Source organism: Paenibacillus sp. 1_12 (assembly GCF_900114475.1).
Taxonomy (GTDB): domain Bacteria; phylum Bacillota; class Bacilli; order Paenibacillales; family NBRC-103111; genus Paenibacillus_S.
In genome coordinates, this window is the sequence record NZ_FOTE01000034.1 from 21824 (window position 1) to 40949 (window position 19126).

The following is a 19126-nucleotide window of genomic DNA, read 5'->3' on the forward strand; positions in this document are numbered from 1 at the left end:
AGCTTGATCAGCTTGGAAAATAATCCATACTGATATCGTAATCTGTCCTTATACGGGAAAGGAGCGTTCTTTTTCGTACCTTCTATATGAATTGGTGGATTCGGAATGGCGAAATAGCTCAAACGAAACCCGATATCGTTTCAGATTAAGCGGGTAAATGCGGTTGATCACAGCTTTCATCCCGGGCAGCAGTAACAACGCATGTTTACGTGAAAGCTGCAGCATCTGACCATTCAACAACATTTCACCGCTACCCCAGACACTCGATTGTGCGAATCAATGCTTCATTGGGGAGACTCATCCCATGCTCCTCCGATCACAACAGCTTGATTTAGTACAAATGCCCATAAAATGGGCGTTTGAATCAGGAACAGATGCGGATACTTACCATAGATTGAATATATGTTAAGTTCATTCATTCCTTCATGGTTGTATCTGTGAACAGAAAAAAATAGGAGGTTTTTACAATGAATCAATTCCAAAATGATCTGCAACAATTGAGTGTTTCCCAGTTTCAGTCTGGAGAGATGACACCTTGGAACCAGCAAGGCCAGTACCCGGGAGTTCAGTATCCAAATGGCGTCAATCAGGTGGATCCGTCACGGCAATGCATTGGCTTCGGCGGCTTTTGTGTAGGTTTTTGCGGTGGTTTTTGTGTTGGCGCTTGTGTAGGTTTCTGTGGTGGATGCGGCGGCTTTCGCTGTGGTGGATGTGGCGGTTTTCGCTGTGGGGGCTTTCGCTGTGGTGGATGTGGCGGCTTTCATCGTTGTCGTTAACTCTATTGGTTCAAGATTGTTAATTTAAAATCGCTTCGGCTGTGGAGAAGAGCCCGCCCCTTACAACAACAGGTTGTAAGGGGCATTTATTCATTACAGGCAAGGCATGTGGGACGAATTAACGTACATACAATATGGAAGAGAGGGTTTCACAATAGAGAAATTAGCAACAATTAGGAGGAGACAAATGACAAGTCTAACCCCTGCTGCACGCTTAAAAGTTAAGGATGACACGTTTTTTCTCCCTGTTCCGAACGACGGCGTGTACTTCCGTAATAACGTAGGCACATTCCGCATGGAAGGCGGGATGATCGATCGGTGGATTGAAAAGCTGGTTCCTATGTTCAGTGGAGAACATACATTGGCGGATTTGACAGACGGATTGTCGTACACGCACCGTGAACGGGTTTATGAAATCGCGAATGTGTTATATCAACAAGGATTTGTTCGGGATGTTAGTAAAGACCTAACGCATCAATTAACGGACGGGATTATCCAAAAGTACGCTGGACAAATAGCCTTTTTAGAAAGTTTCGGCGATTCCGGCGCATACCGATTTCAGTGTTATCGAGAGGCTGACGTATTGGCGGTCGGGTCAGGTCCGATCTTCGTTGCATTGATTTCCGCATTAATGGAGTCAGGGATGCCTAAAATCCATATGTTGATAACCGATTCCGTGCCAACGAACCGGAAACGGCTTGTGGAATTGGCAGGGAAGGCCCACCTGACGGATCCTGAGGTGGTTCTTAAGGAAATCATGAAGCGAAGGGAAGGAGCAGACGGTTGGAGGGACGTTGTCCAGCCATTCCAATCGGTTCTGTATGTATCTCAAGAGGGAGATATAGAGGAGTTCCGGCAACTCCATACAGTTTGCAAAACGGAGAAGAAGATTTTGCTGCCGGCCATGTGCCTGCATCAGATTGGAATGGCAGGTCCGGTTGTACATCCGGATGCTGAGGGGTGCTGGGAATCAGCGTGGCGTCGGGTCCACCAGCCAGCCGTTATTAAGGATCCGGAGCTGCATAATTTCTCATCCACAGCGGGAGCAATGCTTGCCAATGTGATCGTGTTCGAGCTATTTAAAACAGTTACCGGGGATTCAGAGCTGAGAAACTCGTTTTTTTTGTTGGACCTGGAAACGTTGGAGGGCAGCTGGCACCCCTTCATGCCGCATCCTCTGATTCATGGTTTTGAGGAAGCCCGAACGGTTCAAGCATCAAAGCTTCGTCTTGATGGGAGTGAAGGGAACGCGAACAAAAATGTACTGCTAACGTATTTGAACCGTTTGACTTCGGCACAATCAGGGATTCTCCATGTTTGGGAAGAGGGAGACTTGAGACAGCTGCCACTCTCGCAGTGTCGTGTTCAGACGGTTGATCCATTATCGCAGGGTCCTGCTGACCTGCTGCCGGAGCTCATCGGTACAGGAATGACACACGAGGAAGCACGGCGGGAATCGGGACTGATTGGGCTTGAAGCTTATGTATCACGATTGGCCGACATCAACCTAAACACGCAAGAGGTTGTCGGAATCGGTGTAGGTGAAACGGCAGTAGAAGGCGTTTTGCGAGGTTTAAAAGCCAATTTGGCCAAGCGGCACGCCATGAAGCAGGTTCATGAGCAAACTGTCACTCGGGTTGAGTTAAATAGGGTGGAGGATCAACGCATCCGGTATTATTTACAGGCTTTGACCACTATGAGGGGAGAACCGGTGATTGGATTGGGAGAGTCGGTGTTGGGCTTTCCAGCAGTATGGGTCGGTACGGGCGAATTTTGGTATGGCAGTACGGACTTGAATATAACCATGGCGCTGCAGAAGGGACTACAAGCTGCACTCCAGAAGGTGCAAAATAATTCCGAATATCCTTCGAATCAGGTGCTGGAGCTGGAAGCTTCGTCCGTGAGATTTGGCAAGGATACCGTTGTTGACCTTGTGATCCCCTCAAGTGAAGGAAATTTACAGTCCGAAATTCTACAGGATGCTTTGCAAATATTGAAAAAGAACGGCAAACAGCTCTTTGTTATGGATCTGGCCGTGGAACCGTTTTTGCAAGAAGAACTCAGAGGAGTGTTTGGCGTGCTGCTGCGAGAGGGGGAGTACCGATGAACAGAGGGCTGGCTATTATCGGAGAGGGAGGGTTGGCGGATCTTGTGACCCGAGAACTGTCCGCCTTATGCAGGATTGTGCGTCTGAGCGACTTTAAGGGAGGCGTACCGAAAGACGTCGATTTCGCTTTGGTGCTGCACGATACATGGCATCCCTCCGTTCATCAGGAAGCGGAAGAGCTTTTCCGGAGAGCAGCTATTCTATGGCTGAGAGGTTTTGTTGCATTCGGCGAAGGTGTGATCGGACCACTAGTCCGACCTGATTTATCCGGGTGTACACAATGTGCTGACACTCGGCGTCTCATGGCGGGACGTGACCGTAAAGAGACGTGGATGCTGGAGCAGCGTCTGAAGACCGGTGCGAATTCTCGTGACGCCTGGTCATCAAGTGCAGGACTATTGCAGCTGGCACACATAATTGTGAAAGAGTCGATGGATGTGCTTCAGGGCAACCCTTCCCGCTTGGAAGAACGAGTGTTTTTCATGGATATGAAAACATTAAGGAGCACCAGCCACTGTTTTCTGCCGGACCCACTCTGTCCATTTTGCAGCTATATGCCTGAAGATACACCAGCAAGGGCCCGCATCTCTCTTCAATCAAGTCCCAAGATAAGCACAAAAAGCTACCGAAGCCGGTCGTTAGAGGAGCTTTCAGGCTTTCTAGTGAAAGATTATCTGGATTATAAGACCGGCTTCTTGAATGGGAAAATGGTTGATCTCATGTCGCCTTTTGCTGATGTGAGTGTAAATCTCCCCATGTTCGACCATGATGAAGCTACAGCAGGCCGTACGCACTCGTATGCGGAAAGCGAACTGACTGCTATTATGGAGGGCTTGGAGCGATACTGCGGTATGGCGCCCCGCGGTAAAAGGGTGATGGTCAACGACAGTTACCGTAATCTGGCGGAGCATGCCCTTCATCCTGCTACGGTAGGTTTGTATGCGAAGGAGCAGTATGAGCGGCCTCATTTTCCTTTCAAGCCATTTCATCCTGACGAGCCAATCGATTGGGTATGGGGCTATTCGTTTGAGCGGCAAAACCCAATATTAATTCCGCAGCAGCTTGCTTATTACAGTTCGAGCTGTGGTCAAGGATTTATCTATGAAACGTCCAACGGCTGCGCATTGGGAGGAAGCTTAGAGGAGGCTATATTTTACGGCATAATGGAAGTGGTGGAACGCGATTCTTTTCTATTGACCTGGTACGCAGAGCTGCCGCTCCCCAGGCTTGATCCTTATTCTTCAGGGGATATGGAACTGGAGCTCATGATCCAACGCTTGCAGACGGTGGCCGGATTTGATGTGTATTTGTATAATGCAACGATGGAAAATGGAATTCCAAGCGTGTGGGCAATGGCCAAAAACATGAAGTCAAAGGGAGTCAACCTGATTTGCGCTGCTGGAGCTCATCCGGACCCCGTTCGTGCTGCGAAAAGTGCGGTTCATGAATTATCGGGAATGACGTTGACACTTGATGGAAAGTTCGAAGAAAACCGGGAGCAGTATACGCAAATGCTCTATGACCCAGCCTTGGTGACCGGTATGGAAGACCATTCGATGCTTTACAGCTTACCGGAAGCAGAAGATCGTCTGCAATTTCTGCTGGAAGAAAACCGACCTCTAAAGACATTTCAGGAGGAATTCAATAGGGTGCCAATGCATTCGGATTTGACCGATGACCTGAAGGACGCCCTTCAGGCGTTCCACCGATTAAATCTCGACGTGATCGTGGTAGATCAGACAACGCCTGAATTACAACGAAATGAATTGTACTGCGTGAAGGTATTGATTCCAGGCATGCTTCCGATGACGTTCGGTCAACATCTCACCCGTGTGATAGGGTTGGACAGAGTGTTAAAGGTACCGGCGCTGCTCGGGTATGTCAAACAGCCGCTGCTCTTGAACCAACTGAATCCACATCCGCATCCGTTCCCTTAAAACGACTGAGGAGGAAGGAAGATGAGTCTGGACACATTCCTGCGTAGTCTCCATGAGGATACAAATGAGTCCGGACCGCAGGACTGGCTAGTCGACTGGGATGACGCGCCACTTCCATATAAGCTATATCGCAGATTGCCAGTCTTTCCTTTATCCCTGGAAATCCCGTTGTCATTGAATAGAAATCGACCACCCGCCAATCCCGATCTGACAACAATCGGTCATTTTCTATGGCATGTATATGGCCTTACCCGATTGAGCCAATACCCTGCGGCCCATTCCATGAACCAAAAGTTAGGCCCGTTGCAGATGTTCCGACGTTTTGTCCCTTCAGGTGGCGGGTTGTATCCAAACGAGCTATATGTATATCTGAAGATAGTCGATGCTCCTGTTGGTGTCTATCATTACGATGCGGCGCACCATCGGCTAGTATTGCTTCGTGAGGGGAACTTTGATTCCTACCTAAATCAGGCACTCGGAAGTAGATCTGAGATATCGGGTTGTTTTGCAACGGTTTTGGTTTCCGTCATGTTTTGGAAAAATTTTTATAAATACAATAACTTTGCTTATCGATTGCAAGGATTGGATACGGGTGTAATGATTGGTCAATTACTTGAAGTGACCCGACAGTATGGTTACGAATCCGGGGTGTATCTTCAATTTCTGGATCGGGCGGTTAATCATCTGCTTGGGATATCCGATAAGGATGAGAGTGTGTATGCGGTGATCCCACTTTCGTCGAAGCCCATGACGTCTTGGTTGCTCAACGGGAGTGATGAAGTGGGGGAGAGTTCTGCGGTTCAATTGTGCAAGGAATTACCAGTAGTTCGACATGAACATTACGTGCGGTCCCTTAAAGTCAAAGCGTACCCGATGCTGACCCAGATGAACGAAGCGTCCATGTTGGACTCAATAGGATCGTTTCGACACGTTGTGGAGACGAAGCATGTTGAAAGCAGACTACAGTCGGTATATATGCCCAACGTGAAGCGGTTATCGTATGATCTGACCTCTATTTGCCAAAATCGGTATTCACCAGAATCGGATTTCGTATTGAGAAAGGTGACGCATTCGGAAGTGGCGGCTTTATTACAACAAGCGACGTCGTCGTTATTTTATTATAATGACCTAAATGCTCCTAATAAAAATTCCGAATCTCGTATGTCATTGTACTGTTGCTTGTATAACGTTGAAGGTATTCCTGATGGTGCCTATCGCTATGACAGTAATGCCCATTTGTTGTGCCGGGTACGTCCAGGAGATCATCGGATAAGATTGCAGCAGGGAATGTCCATGAATAACGTCAACTTGTTTCAAGTACCTCTCTGCCTGCATGTGGTAAGCGCACAGGACTACAACAAATCGGTACTAGGGTATCGGGGATATCGTATTCAGCAGATGGAGGCGGGGATGCTTGTGCAAAGCTTACTGTTAGCGGCGACCGCCATGGGTATGGGAGGGCGACCATTGCTCGGATTTAATACTGCTATTTGTGATGAGCTGTACAAATTGAATGAGAGCGGAAAAACCAGTCTGATTCAGATCCCGATCGGTCACCACCGTCAGCGTCCTCGGTTGGAAGGAAGTTTGCATAGCTAGCTATATCATCACGATGTCAGTTCAGAGCAATCGTTGGAGAAAGCTAAATTGTCTGAACTCAAAATTATGATTACATTAAAGGTCACCTAAATTGAATGGCGGCTTCTTCCGTATGGACAACTGTAAGCATATCCCATTTTAACCTTTGTATTTACACTTGGTGACAGCGACGCTGATCTGAACCCATCATAAATAGTAACAGGATTTAGTTCAGATTTAAGGAATGAGGTTGATATTATGTATCGATTGCTATTACCAGCTTTTGAAAACAAGTAAATGAGACGTAAAACAGGTTTGTCTCAAAGTGAGTAAATATGCAATGGCCACTTGGAAAGCAAAATTAATAAATGAAAACCGTTAAATCCTTTGTTGGATTAACGGTTTTTTTAGCTGGATTGTAGCAACAATACAATCTATCTTTGTAGCCAAAGCTTAATGTAGTCCGCTTAAACCTCATTTTTTATGATATATGTGACTAAAGTATGAACGAGTAATAGAATGTATATTTTTGAATTTAATCCTATTTTAAGATAATATGGAATATTGAGTTATGTTAATGCTGTTAGTATATTTCAAAGATTAATTATATCTCTGTCGAGATTAAGTTTCTTAGGAAGTGTTCTGAATGGAAGACCAGGTTGAAGTAGTTGCCTTATCTATTAAAGTAAACAATAATAATATTCGAAATTAGGGGTGGGAAAATTGAAAAAAATAGTACTAGGCATAATCATCGGGATTTTACTGACGATCTCAACATCCGTCATGGCTGAGGATGGGTTGGAGAAAGTGGAAGCTTATTTAAGAAAAGGGCTTCCCATATTCTTAGACGGTAAGGTGTTGCAATTTAAAGATTCAGCTTTAGTTCTTAATGGAACAACATATCTACCATTTAGGGAAATGGCAAACCAACTGGGTAAAGGAGTTGTGTGGAATGAAAAATTACAACAAATTGAATTATATACCGATTTAAGTATGGATGATGGAAACCAGTCTAGTAATTTGATTCAGAATGGTGAAAGTAGATCGCAAGTAAATGAATTTAATGTACAGGCAGGGTTCACACCTGCAATAAAAATTAATGGGTCAGTATATATGTTTGAAAGAGGATACGACTTATTTAAAGATAGGAAAAATGAATACTATTCAGATTGGAGCAATAGCCCAGTATATACCATCGTAAATGTTGCTTATAATAATTACAAAATTAATGCAACGAATAATCCTTATGCTTCCGGGATCATAACGATTAAGGATGACGGAATAAAGTTTGCAGAATCCCAGGTAAAATATATTTCGGCTGGTCAATCCTATATCGATTTTAAATTTCACAATAAAGAAATAAACAGGTTTTATGAGGTATCCACCAAGCCCGATGAAGAAATTGGATTATTCAAAAGTTCTAATTCAAAGTTTTTATTGCCTGTAAATGGTGTTTTGACAAAACTAAATATTAAATATAAAGTCGAAGTGAATGAATCGAGCAAAATGATAATATTTGATTTGGATTAGATCCATTGATTTGGTAAAAGAAGCGAAACTTCATATCGCTTCTTTTTTCATTCAAGGAAAAAAGGGATAATGGCTACCCTAAAAGTCACATAACCGAAAAAAAGGAGTAAGACTAGTTGGTAGGGCATTTGAAAAAGAAATAGGATGGCTAATTAGAGATCAAGCGGAAAGTGATACTGGAATCGATTCAATTGTTGAAATTTTAGATTTCAGTTCGAAAAGGAAGCTTCTTAAAATCGCTGAGAATATTTCAGATTATGATCGTGGATTCCAGGCATTAGTTGCTGCGAAGCCATTTATGGACGAATTACATGATAGAAATCAATTTATCCTAGAAGCAGAAGAATGGGTCAACATACTTAGAGGTCTTGGTCAATAATCGTGACTGCAGTATAGACCATCAGAATGAATCTGTTTTTGTGTGTTGGTTGCGCTAACGGATGTTAACGGATAACGTTAGTTTAAAAACACCGGCAGTCTGGACATTAATTTTCAGTCCACACGGCTGCGGTTGTCCGGAATGCAACTGGTTTGGATTCAACGTACATGTCGGGTGACAAGAACATATAAACTTAAGAGGCCGCATATCTGCGGCTTTTTTCATTTTAACGATATATGTTCTTATCAAAAGTCAGTGACAAGAACATGTATCGTTTCCCTCTGTGGAGGATTATTCTCAATTTCTAAATGTTTGAAAGTCGGGGTAGAGGAGCGGCAGCGTTTTAATTTAAACTAAATGACAGTTTTGCTTAGTGACTATTTGTATAAAAAGGAATTTATTCTACCCTCACGAATAATTAATTCATTACCCTAATTAAGGAGACTACATATACTCATGAAATTATCAATAAAATTTTAGCTGTATTTTTCCTGTTTTCTGCATTGTTCGGAAATTTGAACCGAGCTTATGCTGGGGTTGGCTCTAGTAGTTGGAAGGATATCGCTGTCGGTGGAGGTTTTAGTCTTGCAATAAAAATGGATGATACCCTCTGGGCATGGGGCAAATCTCCTTCAAAACTCAATGATTTTTCTGACATCATATCTATTTCAAGCGGTTACGGAAATAACTTAATTTCAGCAAAGAAAGACGGCACCGTTTGGACGCTTGATCGCGGAAAAGCAATTCAAATTCAGAATTTAAATGATGTCGTAGCTGTTGCGGCAGCCTCATACGATTTCTACGCTTTGAAAAAAGATGGCACTGTGTGGATTTTTGGTTCTAACGGAGTAGGAAAGGTTGCCGGTGAATCAGTGCATAAGCAATACAGTCCAAAAATAGTTGAAGGTATTGCGGATGTCGTTACCATACAAGCTACGGCAGGTGGACCCCTCTATTTGAAAAAAGACGGAACCGTATGGGCGAGTGGCCGCAACTCCGGCGGGCAATTAGGAATAGGTTCATATGAAGATAGCAACGTACCCGTTCAAGTTAAAGGTTTACATAAAATAATAAAGATTGCGGCACACGGTACAGGTTTTCGTTCCAGGGCTATTCGAGAAGATGAAACCTTATTTTCTTGGGGTGGGGGCTTTACGGGAGATGGAACCAAATGGTATAGGACTGAATCTGTTTGGATTAAAAGCAGTGAGAGTGACGATTTTGTAGAAAACTTAATTAACGTTACAGTTAATGGAAAGCTCCTCGAATTTGAACAACTACCTGTTCTGGTTGATGGAACAACCATGGTTTCCCTACGTAAAATTTTTAAATTGCGTGGTAAAATGCGGTAGAAGGAGGGATTTTATGGGTTCTCGGGTAATGCATTTAATAATTGGTGAGATGGTCGCTTCTAGCCTTGATGTAAAAAACAAGAGAGATTTTTTAATTGGTTCAATTGCTCCTGACGCTGCTTTCTCGTTTGAAAGGAAAGCTATTACTCATTATTTCGAAGGAGATGTTGACAAGAGAACTAGGCAGGTAAACTATCAAAGATACATTGATACATATTTATCAGATGTAAAGGATGATTACTCATTAGGATATTTGATACATTTAATTTCCGATAACGTGTGGATGGAGTATATCTATTACCCATATGAATTGAAGCAGAAGCAAGACTTAGACCCGACTTTTTTATCAAGATGGTATTCAGATTTTAGAAAAAAGAATACAAAATTACTTTGCCATTATGATATGGGATACCTAAAAGATTGGTTGGCGATTGATGCTCTCCCGAGATATAGAAAAAAATAAGGATTGCAAACTTGAAGTATATAATTTTGATGACATTATCGAGTACATAAACTTATCGAAATCTAAGGCTATTGCTGTCATTGAAGAAATTACTTCTGATACCACACACAATTAAGCTAGCGGATACTAGATGACAAGAACATTATCTCATTAAATGCCGCATAAATAGCGGCTTTTCTGTTTTATCCCACTCCCTATCGATGTCGGTAGGAATCATTGCCATTGTTACTTATGGTAAATACAACCTCCAAGCTAATAGAAAGCTCGTCACCACGAACGGAATATTGACGGATGCTAAATACAATACGATTAAATATTCGCAGCCTAAAGAATGTAGAATTAAAGGGCATGTTCGTTGGATAGAGAATGAGGCTGCAGCGGTCAACTGCAGCGGCCTTTATAACTTTTGAATTATTTGAATGCCCATTTCTTGAATTTTTTGCAGAAGTGTCTTTGGTGTTTTATTATCAGTTATTAATACATTTACATCTTCAACTCGGGCAAAGGATATTAAAGCTGTGCGTTCGAATTTTGTATGGTCGGCCAAAAGGACCGTTTTCTTGGAAGACAGAATCATTTGTTTTTTTAATTCAGTTTCTTCGCGATTAAGTATGGACAGACCTCTTTGAAGATCTATCCCCGTACAACCGATAAATGCGATATCCACATTGTAATCCTTCATCATGTTAACCGTATTTTGGTCGGCAATAGTAAAGGTGCCTTTTCTCCGGAAGCCTCCAAGAATGCACAAATCAATCGTATTGCTTTCAATGAGCTCCGCAGCGATCTCGGTATCGTTAGTAATAACCGTTAGTGTACGATGCTTCAGTAATTTAGCCAGCTCGAAGGTAGTCGATCCTGCGTCTAACAGAACTATCTGGCCATCCTCAATAAGCTGATATGCACTCAAAGCGATGTGTTCTTTTTCCGAATGCTCTCTATCGCGCCTTTTGAAAATAGGAAGCATGGAATGAGTGTCTTCAGGTAATATGGCTCCGCCATGGACTTTTTTCAAAATCCCTTTTTTCTCCAATTTTTCTAAGTCCTCACGTATCGTTTTTTCCGTTACTTGCAAGGTTTTGCTCAATTGGGTCACCTTCACGGAACCGTCGGAATTGAGGAAATCGACAATTTTGGAATGTCTTACATCGGATAACATAGTTTCAACCACCTGGCCTTTACATGAGCATACCGCATTAGTTTAACAATTTTTGAATTAAAAATCGAGAAAAACCCTTCTTACGTTCGTTTAGGTATTATTATTACCGAAAATGTTTGATTATGCAACTGTCTTGTGTTAAGTTGGGGATAGACCATCATGCTCAACAAGTATTTAAACTATAGAATTGGCAGGTGATGAAAAAAGATGAGCTTTATTTTTGTGGATCGTGATTTTCCTATAACCATCAAACGAAATATGACGAAAGGTGAAGGCGTTTGGTATACTATTCGTCGTGATTTCAAGGAAAAAGCGGATCAGGCGATGCGTAGGGGACCTTGGAGTGTCACCTATTTTGGGGTCGTTGCACCGAGTGGAGATATTCATGATTACATCAGCGAAGCCCCCTACTGGTGGCCAAACCCTAACGATCCAGATGGTCCCTACATAAGAAAAGACGGCGTTACCCGGCATGACAGATTTATGGGTCATAGGCAATCCATCGATGAATTATCCGAAGCTTTGCTGATCCTTTGCAGTGCGGGTTATTATTTGGACGAAAAGCAATATCTGAGTCGTGCTGCGGAGCTGCTAAACATTTTCTTTTTAGATCCCGTAACCCGGATGAACCCTCACATCGAGTACGGTGAAGCCATAAAAGGAATTTGTTCGGGGCGGGCAGCCGGAATTATCATGCTTCGGCAAATCGACCGGATTGTTCATGCACTTGGATTTTTGGGTGAATATCCGGAGTGGGGCGACGAGATTGAAGGAATGCGGGAATGGCTGTCGCACCTGCTGGACTGGCTAACAACCAGCGAAATCGGTAAAGCCGAAAGCAATTCCGGCAACAACCACGCCGTTTGGTGGACTACTCACGTTGCTGCTTATGCGGCCTTTACCGGCAATAAAGAGAAGCTGCAGCTCGCTATTAACCATTTTAAAAGCGTTATCCTGCCCGAACAGCTTCAGTCGGACGGCAGTCTTCCCAAAGAGCTTGATAGGACACGTTCCTTTCACTATACTTTATTCAACTTGGATGCCATGGCCCTGCTATGTGAAATTGCTTATCATCGAGGTGAGGATTTGTGGAATTACACTACACAGGACGGTCGGGGCATTCGGCTTGCCATCCAATTTGTTCTTCCTCATCTAGATAATCCTTATTTATGGAAATGGCCGCAAATTGACGGTGAGATTCCTAATGAACACCTTTGCATACAGCTGGCAGCCCTGCGTTTGAACATTCCTGAATGCACAGTGTTGAATATCAAAAGACGGGGAGAAAGCAAGTTAATTATGGATTGCGAAGAAAGAATGGGTCCCTTGGTATTTTGGCCGGGCAATCCTTTAGCTGAGGTTTCTGCATTAATAAAATAAAACTATACGATTGGAGCACAGGAACATGAAAATTGATTTAAGCAATCGGGTTGCGTTGGTTACAGGATCCAGCGGAGGTATCGGACGCGCTGTTGCCATCGAATTGGCAGGCTGCGGTGCGAAGGTGATCGTCCATTACCTCGGAAACAAAGAGGGTGCGGAGGAAACCGTAAATACAATTCACAATTCCGGCGGAGAAGCGGTACTTATTCAAGCCGATGTGACCGATCTGGAGCAAATCGAGTCGCTGGTCGACCAATCCGAGAAAGCTTTCGGCAGCGGAATTGATATCCTTGTTAATAACGCAGGCAATTTGGTTGAGCGCCGTCCAATCGCGGACATGGACTATGATCTATATAAATACATTATGGATGTGAATCTGACGTCTACCGTTTTTGTAACTAAGGCTGTGATTCCGGGGATGAAAGCGAAGGGCGCAGGCTCCATTATCAATATGAGCTCGTTGGCCGCACATAATGGGGGAGGACCGGGTTCCGGTATTTATGCCGCTTCCAAGGGTGCTGTTTTATCGTTGACCAAGAGTCTTGCCAAAGAATTGGCTCCACATGCGATTCGCGTAAATTGCATCGCTCCAGGCTTTATTGAAGAAACTAAATTTCACTCCACCTTTACGTCTGCAGAAGGCAAAAAAGCTTCCATTGCCAGCATACCTCTTGGACGCAGTGGCGTACCTCAAGATATCAGCGGTATCGTAGCGTTCTATGCATCCTCCTATAGCGCTTTCGTCACAGGCGAAACCATTGAAATCAATGGCGGCAATAACATGCGTTAAACATCATACCGGGGTTTCAGCCCCGGTCTCTTAAACAGCCTTATAATTAATCGTAATTCAAGAGGAGGATGGCAATGTCCAAGAGAACGAAGAAAAAGTTTATAACAGCGGTGCCATTGTTTCTTGCAGGAAGCTTGCTTTTCAGCAGCGCCAATATAGTGAGCGCTTACAATTATACTAGCTACCAAGGCTTGCAAATTGCTGACCAGGCGCGGATTCCCGCCGAATCGAGAACCTCCGATGCAGATAAAAAAATGGACGTGCTGATCGGCAAGTTGAAAGATCCCAAGCTGATTCTGGCCAATCTGCCGACCGAGGAAGTACATCCGAGCCTTTGGTTCCGTGACAGCGAGCTGCCTGATTTTCAAAAGCGCCGCCATATCAAGGATTCTTACTATGAGAAGCTTTGGGCGAAAATTCAATCGGATGTGGAGCAATACAGCCAATATGACTACACTGATGCCAAATTGCATGAAAACAACCGCAGCCGTGGTGCTAAGCTTTTAGCATTTTACTACATAATGATTAAAGATGATCCTTCGATCAACACCGGCAAAAAAGACATGATTCTCCGCAAGGCCAAAGAAGCAGCGGTATTTATGTATACCGGAACGGTGGAGGAGCGCACGAAGGATGACGGCGATATTTATTGGGCCACTTACCTTCAGGATTATGCGGCCACCTATGACTGGTTATATCCTTTTTTCACTGAAAAAGAAGAGAAGCAGGCCCGCAGCCGTTTGAAAAAGGAAGCTCAATTTATCGCGGAATGGTTGGCAGCCCCGCAGCCGCCCAGGCCTCATAACCACAGATCGAAGCCAGCGCTTGGCTTGGGAACGGTGGCATTAACGTTATCCAAGGAACCGGAAGCCCAATATTGGCTGAATCTTGCTATAGAGCGGACAAACAATGTGTTCGAGTATCAGTTCAGCACCGATGGGATTTCTCGTGAAGGGGCGCATTACGGGCAATTTACTCTTGTAAATCTGATCCCTTTCTTGTGGAATTATCGAAACGTATCCGGCACGCAAGGTGATCAGACTGTTTCTCCTGAAGTATTGATCCAAAAGTCTCAGCCGATCTTTGAATGGGCCGTGAAGACCCGAATGGGCAACGGCTGGCTGCCGAATACAGAGGACAGCTATGTGAAGCCTTACGCGACCCATATGGCTGCCGGATTGTATAAGAACACCGATGCTCCGCATTACGGTAATGGAATGAAGCTGTCGGAAGCGCTTCAATGGAGCTATGCGAATACGCATATTTATTTGGCCGATTACACCGGAGCCACGTCCCAATATCAAATCGCCATCGACGAATATTTAACCTATGATGCTTCGGTCCAAGCCAAACAGCCGACTTCGTCGAGGACCATGTTTATGAACGGGGGCATCAACCCGGTAACGAAACAGCCTTACGGAGGAAATGCTATTCTCGGCAACCAGTGGAACGCCAAAACGGAAACAGACGGAGACAAAACCTTATGGCTTATGTTCAACGGCACGCCCGAATCGGATAACCATCAGCACCAGGATCAGCTGCATTTTAATATTTACGGCCACAATGCGCTTTTCGCGACAGATACCGGCTATGGGCAGTACAGCGCTTTTAATTCCTATTTGAAAACACCGCAGGCGCACAATGTTATTACGTTAAACGGAAGAAGCGTACGCAACGAGAGCGATCCTTATCAATCGCTTGAATCCAAATATGAGATGGATACCCCTTTCTTTGATTTTGCGCAAAAAGAGGGCAGCTATTACGATGATGAATCCAAGGTGATTGGAAGCCATAAGCGGGCGATCGCGTTCCCGGGCCAGCAATATTTTGTCGTGGCGGACCAGGCACAATCGACAAACGGCAAGGCGGACTGGAGCATGTCCCTTCACAGCTTGGGAGCTCTCCGTCTGGAAGGGACCCATGCCCAATGGCAGATTACCAAGGAAGCGACACCAGAGCTTACCAAGAAGCCGGAAGCGGAATTGGAGAGCACGGTTCCTTTTTATGATCTTAACGAAGCCAAGATGGAAACCTATATATTCCCTACATCTCAGACGGTCCAATCAAAAAACGGTGTCATGAGCTTATTTAAAGAGGATCTGCCTGATACATATCTGGAGGCGAAAACGTCTTCCGACAAAACCAGATTCCTCACTGTATTGGTGCCTCAAGGCTTGAAGGAACAGGCGCCTAAAGTACAGGATCTGAGCACCAATGAATTTACGGCAGCTCGCGTAGAGCTTAACGGCAATACGGACACCTACTTGCTGCAGGATAGTTCGGGTAAGAAGAGCATTGCCGGTCATCTCCAATCCGACGGCACATTCGCATGGGCCCGGGAGACCGGTTCCTCGACAACCGGTGTGATGATGCGCGAGGGCAGTCAATTGACGGTATCGGGGACGGATCTGCTTCGTTCCGACGCACCGATGACCGTCGCTTTGCAGACAGCAGCCAACCTGTGGACCATAGAGGTAACCGACCCGGGCAAGGCTTCCCGGTTGTCCTTGATGCTTCCGGAAGGGTTAACCGCAGCGGGATTATCTTTGAACGGTCAATCCGGCGCTGCTTTTGAAACAAAAGGATTAACGGTTGAAATTCCTGTGAAACAGGCAGGCACTTATGAATTGGCGATCCAGGGAATTGGAAAAAGCTTGTCCAACTCCGCTCCGACAGCTGATTTCAAGGTCGATGCGCAGAGCGGCTACGGGGTTCGCGACAAGGGAACAAGGACCATTCAGGTGGATGCTTCGGCTAGCAAGGGAGACGATTTAACATATAACTGGAATTTCGGTGACGGCACGACATCAGATAAGAAGTCCGTCATTAAGGAGTTAAAGGCGTTCGGAACCTATCTTGTCAATCTTACTGTGACGGATAACAAGGGACGTATCGATTCTAAAACGGTCGTTGTAGAGAACCTGGACCCGAACCATGCGCCAGAAGCTAAATTCACTTCCGATGTGAACTCCGGACGGCCACCTTTGACCGTTCACTTCGATGCTTCGGAATCATTTGATCCGGATGAGAAGGATGGAGACCGGGTTGTGAAGTACAAATGGGACTTTGGCGACAAAACACCTGTTATCGAGGGTACTAGTCAACAGAAGGTGGAGCACCTATTCAATAAAGTCGGTTCGTTCCCTGTTACTCTTACAGTATCGGACACATCCGGAAAGGCAGCCGTTTATTCCGAAATCATCGAGGTGGGCAGCTTGTATGGCTACCTAAACGTGGATTTGGCGAATCCGGAGGATGAAGATGTTTATGTTCTTTTTGAAGCGGAAGATTTCACGTATAACTCAAGCCAAGGAGAAGGACAAATTTCTTTAGAAGAGGATGGAGCTTCCTCCAGCGGGAAATATGTAAAAATCGGCTCCAAGGTACCGGATTCGACTAAAGATAGTGTATTGAATCCGGCCTGGAAGGATACATTACCAGCGGATAAAATTCCGAATGGCACACCTTATGTGGAATACGAGTTTAAAGTGAAGCATCCGGGCAGCTACCAGGTGCACCTGTATTCCAAAGGAACTTCTGCGTCAAACGGATCGGTATTTATTCAATTTGACAGCTCCGATCTGACAAGGGTAACGCTCAAGGATAACGATTGGAAGCGGGCCTACGACAATACACAGTTCATATTGAGCGAAGGCACTCATGTTCTGCGTGTTTACTCGAGAAAAGGCGGAGCGGATTGGGATCGGGTTCTGCTTATGACCGATGGGACCACGCATACCAAGGTACAGAGCACGATCATTCCTAAAATCGAACAGTCCTATCCCGTAGAACCCCCTCAAAATTAAGGATGCATATGAAGGCCGAATGAGGGTCAGACGACTCGGATAATCATAGGGCAATCGTCTATGGACCGGTAGCTATAAGCAGCCGGTTCTTTTTCTCAATGCAGGTAGAATAGCTTATCAGAAACAGTTCCTTTTGTTCTGCGAGTGACGGCTGTTTGGCTATGAAGAATCAGGGTTCAAGAGAGTGCAAAACGGTGTGGACATTAATAACCGTATGGGATAAAGAATTGCGCAGCGTAATATTTTCACAGGAATGCCGTAAACAGCTTGAAGCCCTTTCTGAAGTAGACTGGGTGAAGGAAGACACACCTTATAGCCATGATGATCTTCAAAGAGATATCGGTCCGTATGATGCGTGCATAAAGTCATGGGGTTCACCCAAGCTCACATCGGAAGCTCTTGAAAGAGCGGAAAAGCTGAAATTTATCGGCCACGCTGCAGGTAGCTTAATTCCTTATTTGGACCCGGCGCAATTTGAAAAGACATTGTCATTGTAAACGAAAACACAGCATTGGCAAGATCTACAGCTGAGCATGCGGTAAGCTTAATGAAAGCGGGCGCGTGGAACTTGACGGGATACAGCAGAAGCTTAGCGGGTGGAGTTTGGAGAGCTTATAACGATACCGTCATGGGATTGTTCGGAAGGCAAGTGGGGCTAATCGGGTACGGCGAAGTAGCCAGAGAGGTCATAAGACTTCTCAAACCATTCGAGACTCACATTCGGTTGTACTCACCTTATTGTACACAGAAGGAAGCTAAAGAATTGGGAATCGAGCTATGTACACTGGACGAGCTGCTTGTATCAGGGATAAGACGATGATTTTTTTATTTTTTCAGATGGGGAATGAGATTAAGTTCTTGTCATTCAAAAAAACAAACAACCACCATGGATGCAGTTCGTGCGTTTCAACGGGAATGGATCTCCAATATGAACGATCTGAAGAACAGCAAAAAGTCGAAGGACACATGTCGGCTTTATGTTTGTGAAATTTACTCTGGCGATTTAAAACGAGTATATGGATTTGAAGAAGGCAACTTGATGGAGCAATTAAAAGCAGTTGTTTAATCTTGGACACCTTGAGAGGATTAGAGGCGGAATATCACCTCTATTCTTCGATTAGGTAGCCCAAGATTGGTAGCCGTCAATTAAGCAAGGTCGATCGATTCTCCAAGACACAGCTATTATCCAAACCATTACTATTAGTACGAAGACTATCATCTAGCTTAATCACCCGCCCAGGGCCGAGGGTTTTTTTTTATTTGCAGATATCCGGATCAACATGCTGACCTAAACCACTAGAGTTGTATTCAGAAAATAAGAAACTAGAAACTCTACAAAAACGAGCTTCTGATCGTGCAATCTATTTAGTGGTTTGATCTGTCGTTCGGAGAAAATAAAGGATTTTCTTAGTGCTTAGTCTAAGATAAGCACCTTTTAAAGCACTACATGCTACCCGCGTATGTTCTTTATTTAATAATTGGAAATGGAATATAATGAGGAGGACATAGCCCAAGCGAAGGCGCGGGAGCGTCCTTTTTTATTGGGTCTGTCAAATCTTTTGTGTAAACTCATTTAAAAGACTTCTCCCCCAGGGGAGAAAAATTTTCATCGCAGATGCTGGCCGATGCGATCTGGATAGAAAACAGATAGCTGGAGCAGCATTTGCCCCCAGTTTTGGACGCGGCCTGTCCACTTTCGAGTGACATCCATGGTGGCCAAATAGAGCATTTTTAAGAGAGCTTCATCCGATGGGAAGATGCTTTTTCCTTTGGTCACCTTTCGAAGCTGACGATGGTAGCTTTCAATAATGTTGGTCGTGTAAATGAGTTTGCGAATCTCTGGCGGATACTTAAAAAAGGTAGCCA

General features: G+C 44.6%; 15 protein-coding genes. 12 read left to right on the plus strand and 3 right to left on the minus strand.

Annotated features, from left to right (window positions below; all coding sequences use genetic code 11):
- Nucleotides 1-48: 48 nt before the first annotated feature.
- The gene (locus tag BM210_RS32325; RefSeq protein ID WP_091176799.1) at nt 49-243 is read right to left on the minus strand and encodes a hypothetical protein; all 195 of its coding nucleotides are present in this window, start codon (nt 241-243) and stop codon (nt 49-51) included.
- 224 nt (nt 244-467) lie between these two features.
- Here BM210_RS32325 and BM210_RS32330 point away from each other — a divergent pair, with 224 nt between their 5' ends.
- The 7 genes from BM210_RS32330 to BM210_RS32360 all read left to right on the plus strand — a co-directional run bounded on the left by BM210_RS32330 (nt 468) and on the right by BM210_RS32360 (nt 10122).
- Nucleotides 468-776: a heterocycloanthracin/sonorensin family bacteriocin gene (locus BM210_RS32330; RefSeq protein WP_091176800.1), complete on the plus strand. Its 309-nt coding sequence runs from the start codon at nt 468-470 to the stop codon at nt 774-776.
- 187 nt (nt 777-963) lie between these two features.
- On the plus strand, nt 964-2883 hold the full coding sequence (locus BM210_RS32335) for a putative thiazole-containing bacteriocin maturation protein (protein WP_091176801.1): 1920 nt from the start codon (nt 964-966) through the stop codon (nt 2881-2883).
- Entirely contained in the window at nt 2880-4820 is a 1941-nt protein-coding gene (locus BM210_RS32340; protein WP_091176802.1) for a TOMM precursor leader peptide-binding protein, read from the plus strand. Before BM210_RS32335 ends, BM210_RS32340 begins: the two co-directional genes overlap by 4 nt.
- Before the next feature lie 21 nt (nt 4821-4841).
- The gene (locus BM210_RS32345; RefSeq protein ID WP_091176803.1) at nt 4842-6419 is read left to right on the plus strand and encodes a SagB family peptide dehydrogenase; all 1578 of its coding nucleotides are present in this window, start codon (nt 4842-4844) and stop codon (nt 6417-6419) included.
- Nucleotides 6420-7121: 702 nt separating this feature from the next.
- Complete coding sequence (locus BM210_RS32350) at nt 7122-7928, plus strand: stalk domain-containing protein (protein ID WP_091176804.1); 807 nt, start codon at nt 7122-7124, stop codon at nt 7926-7928.
- Between the two features lie 894 nt (nt 7929-8822).
- Complete coding sequence (locus BM210_RS32355) at nt 8823-9659, plus strand: RCC1 domain-containing protein (protein ID WP_143101142.1); 837 nt, start codon at nt 8823-8825, stop codon at nt 9657-9659.
- Between the two features lie 13 nt (nt 9660-9672).
- Complete coding sequence (locus tag BM210_RS32360) at nt 9673-10122, plus strand: zinc dependent phospholipase C family protein (protein WP_091176806.1); 450 nt, start codon at nt 9673-9675, stop codon at nt 10120-10122.
- Between the two features lie 397 nt (nt 10123-10519).
- On the opposite strand, the gene BM210_RS32365 is transcribed toward BM210_RS32360, so the two are convergent.
- A complete protein-coding gene (locus BM210_RS32365; RefSeq protein WP_091176807.1) occupies nt 10520-11281 on the minus strand; it encodes a DeoR/GlpR family DNA-binding transcription regulator in 762 nt (253 codons plus the stop codon).
- Nucleotides 11282-11488: 207 nt separating this feature from the next.
- Between BM210_RS32365 and BM210_RS32370 the strand changes: the two genes are divergently transcribed.
- The 5 genes from BM210_RS32370 to BM210_RS32390 all read left to right on the plus strand — a co-directional run bounded on the left by BM210_RS32370 (nt 11489) and on the right by BM210_RS32390 (nt 18080).
- A complete protein-coding gene (locus BM210_RS32370; protein ID WP_091176808.1) occupies nt 11489-12661 on the plus strand; it encodes an alginate lyase family protein in 1173 nt (390 codons plus the stop codon).
- Nucleotides 12662-12686: 25 nt separating this feature from the next.
- Nucleotides 12687-13454, plus strand: coding sequence for an SDR family NAD(P)-dependent oxidoreductase (locus BM210_RS32375; RefSeq protein ID WP_091176809.1), 768 nt, complete (start codon nt 12687-12689; stop codon nt 13452-13454).
- A 74-nt stretch (nt 13455-13528) separates the two neighbouring features.
- The gene (locus tag BM210_RS32380) at nt 13529-17260 is read left to right on the plus strand and encodes a PKD domain-containing protein (RefSeq protein ID WP_177238137.1); all 3732 of its coding nucleotides are present in this window, start codon (nt 13529-13531) and stop codon (nt 17258-17260) included.
- A gap of 194 nt (nt 17261-17454) precedes the next feature.
- Nucleotides 17455-17757 carry a Rossmann-fold NAD(P)-binding domain-containing protein gene (locus tag BM210_RS32385; RefSeq protein WP_091176811.1) on the plus strand — a complete coding sequence of 101 codons (303 nt, stop codon included), beginning with the start codon at nt 17455-17457 and terminating at the stop codon, nt 17755-17757.
- A gap of 14 nt (nt 17758-17771) precedes the next feature.
- Nucleotides 17772-18080 (plus strand): NAD(P)-dependent oxidoreductase, encoded by a 309-nt coding sequence (locus BM210_RS32390; protein ID WP_143101144.1) that lies wholly within the window; start codon nt 17772-17774, stop codon nt 18078-18080.
- Nucleotides 18081-18866: 786 nt separating this feature from the next.
- Here BM210_RS32390 and BM210_RS32395 read toward each other — a convergent pair.
- Nucleotides 18867-19126 (minus strand): transposase (locus tag BM210_RS32395; protein ID WP_143101145.1); only part of this gene is annotated, 260 nt, incomplete at its 5' end.

Excerpts from the sequence above, each read along its gene's own strand:
- BM210_RS32325 (WP_091176799.1), bottom strand. The coding sequence starts at position 243 with ATGTTGTTGAATGGTCAGATGCTGCAGCTTTCACGTAAACATGCGTTG.
- BM210_RS32330 (WP_091176800.1), top strand. The coding sequence starts at position 468 with ATGAATCAATTCCAAAATGATCTGCAACAATTGAGTGTTTCCCAGTTT.
- BM210_RS32335 (WP_091176801.1), top strand. The coding sequence starts at position 964 with ATGACAAGTCTAACCCCTGCTGCACGCTTAAAAGTTAAGGATGACACG.
- BM210_RS32340 (WP_091176802.1), top strand. The coding sequence starts at position 2,880 with ATGAACAGAGGGCTGGCTATTATCGGAGAGGGAGGGTTGGCGGATCTT.
- BM210_RS32345 (WP_091176803.1), top strand. The coding sequence starts at position 4,842 with ATGAGTCTGGACACATTCCTGCGTAGTCTCCATGAGGATACAAATGAG.
- BM210_RS32360 (WP_091176806.1), top strand. The coding sequence starts at position 9,673 with ATGGGTTCTCGGGTAATGCATTTAATAATTGGTGAGATGGTCGCTTCT.
- BM210_RS32365 (WP_091176807.1), bottom strand. The coding sequence starts at position 11,281 with ATGTTATCCGATGTAAGACATTCCAAAATTGTCGATTTCCTCAATTCC.
- BM210_RS32370 (WP_091176808.1), top strand. The coding sequence starts at position 11,489 with ATGAGCTTTATTTTTGTGGATCGTGATTTTCCTATAACCATCAAACGA.
- BM210_RS32375 (WP_091176809.1), top strand. The coding sequence starts at position 12,687 with ATGAAAATTGATTTAAGCAATCGGGTTGCGTTGGTTACAGGATCCAGC.
- BM210_RS32380 (WP_177238137.1), top strand. The coding sequence starts at position 13,529 with ATGTCCAAGAGAACGAAGAAAAAGTTTATAACAGCGGTGCCATTGTTT.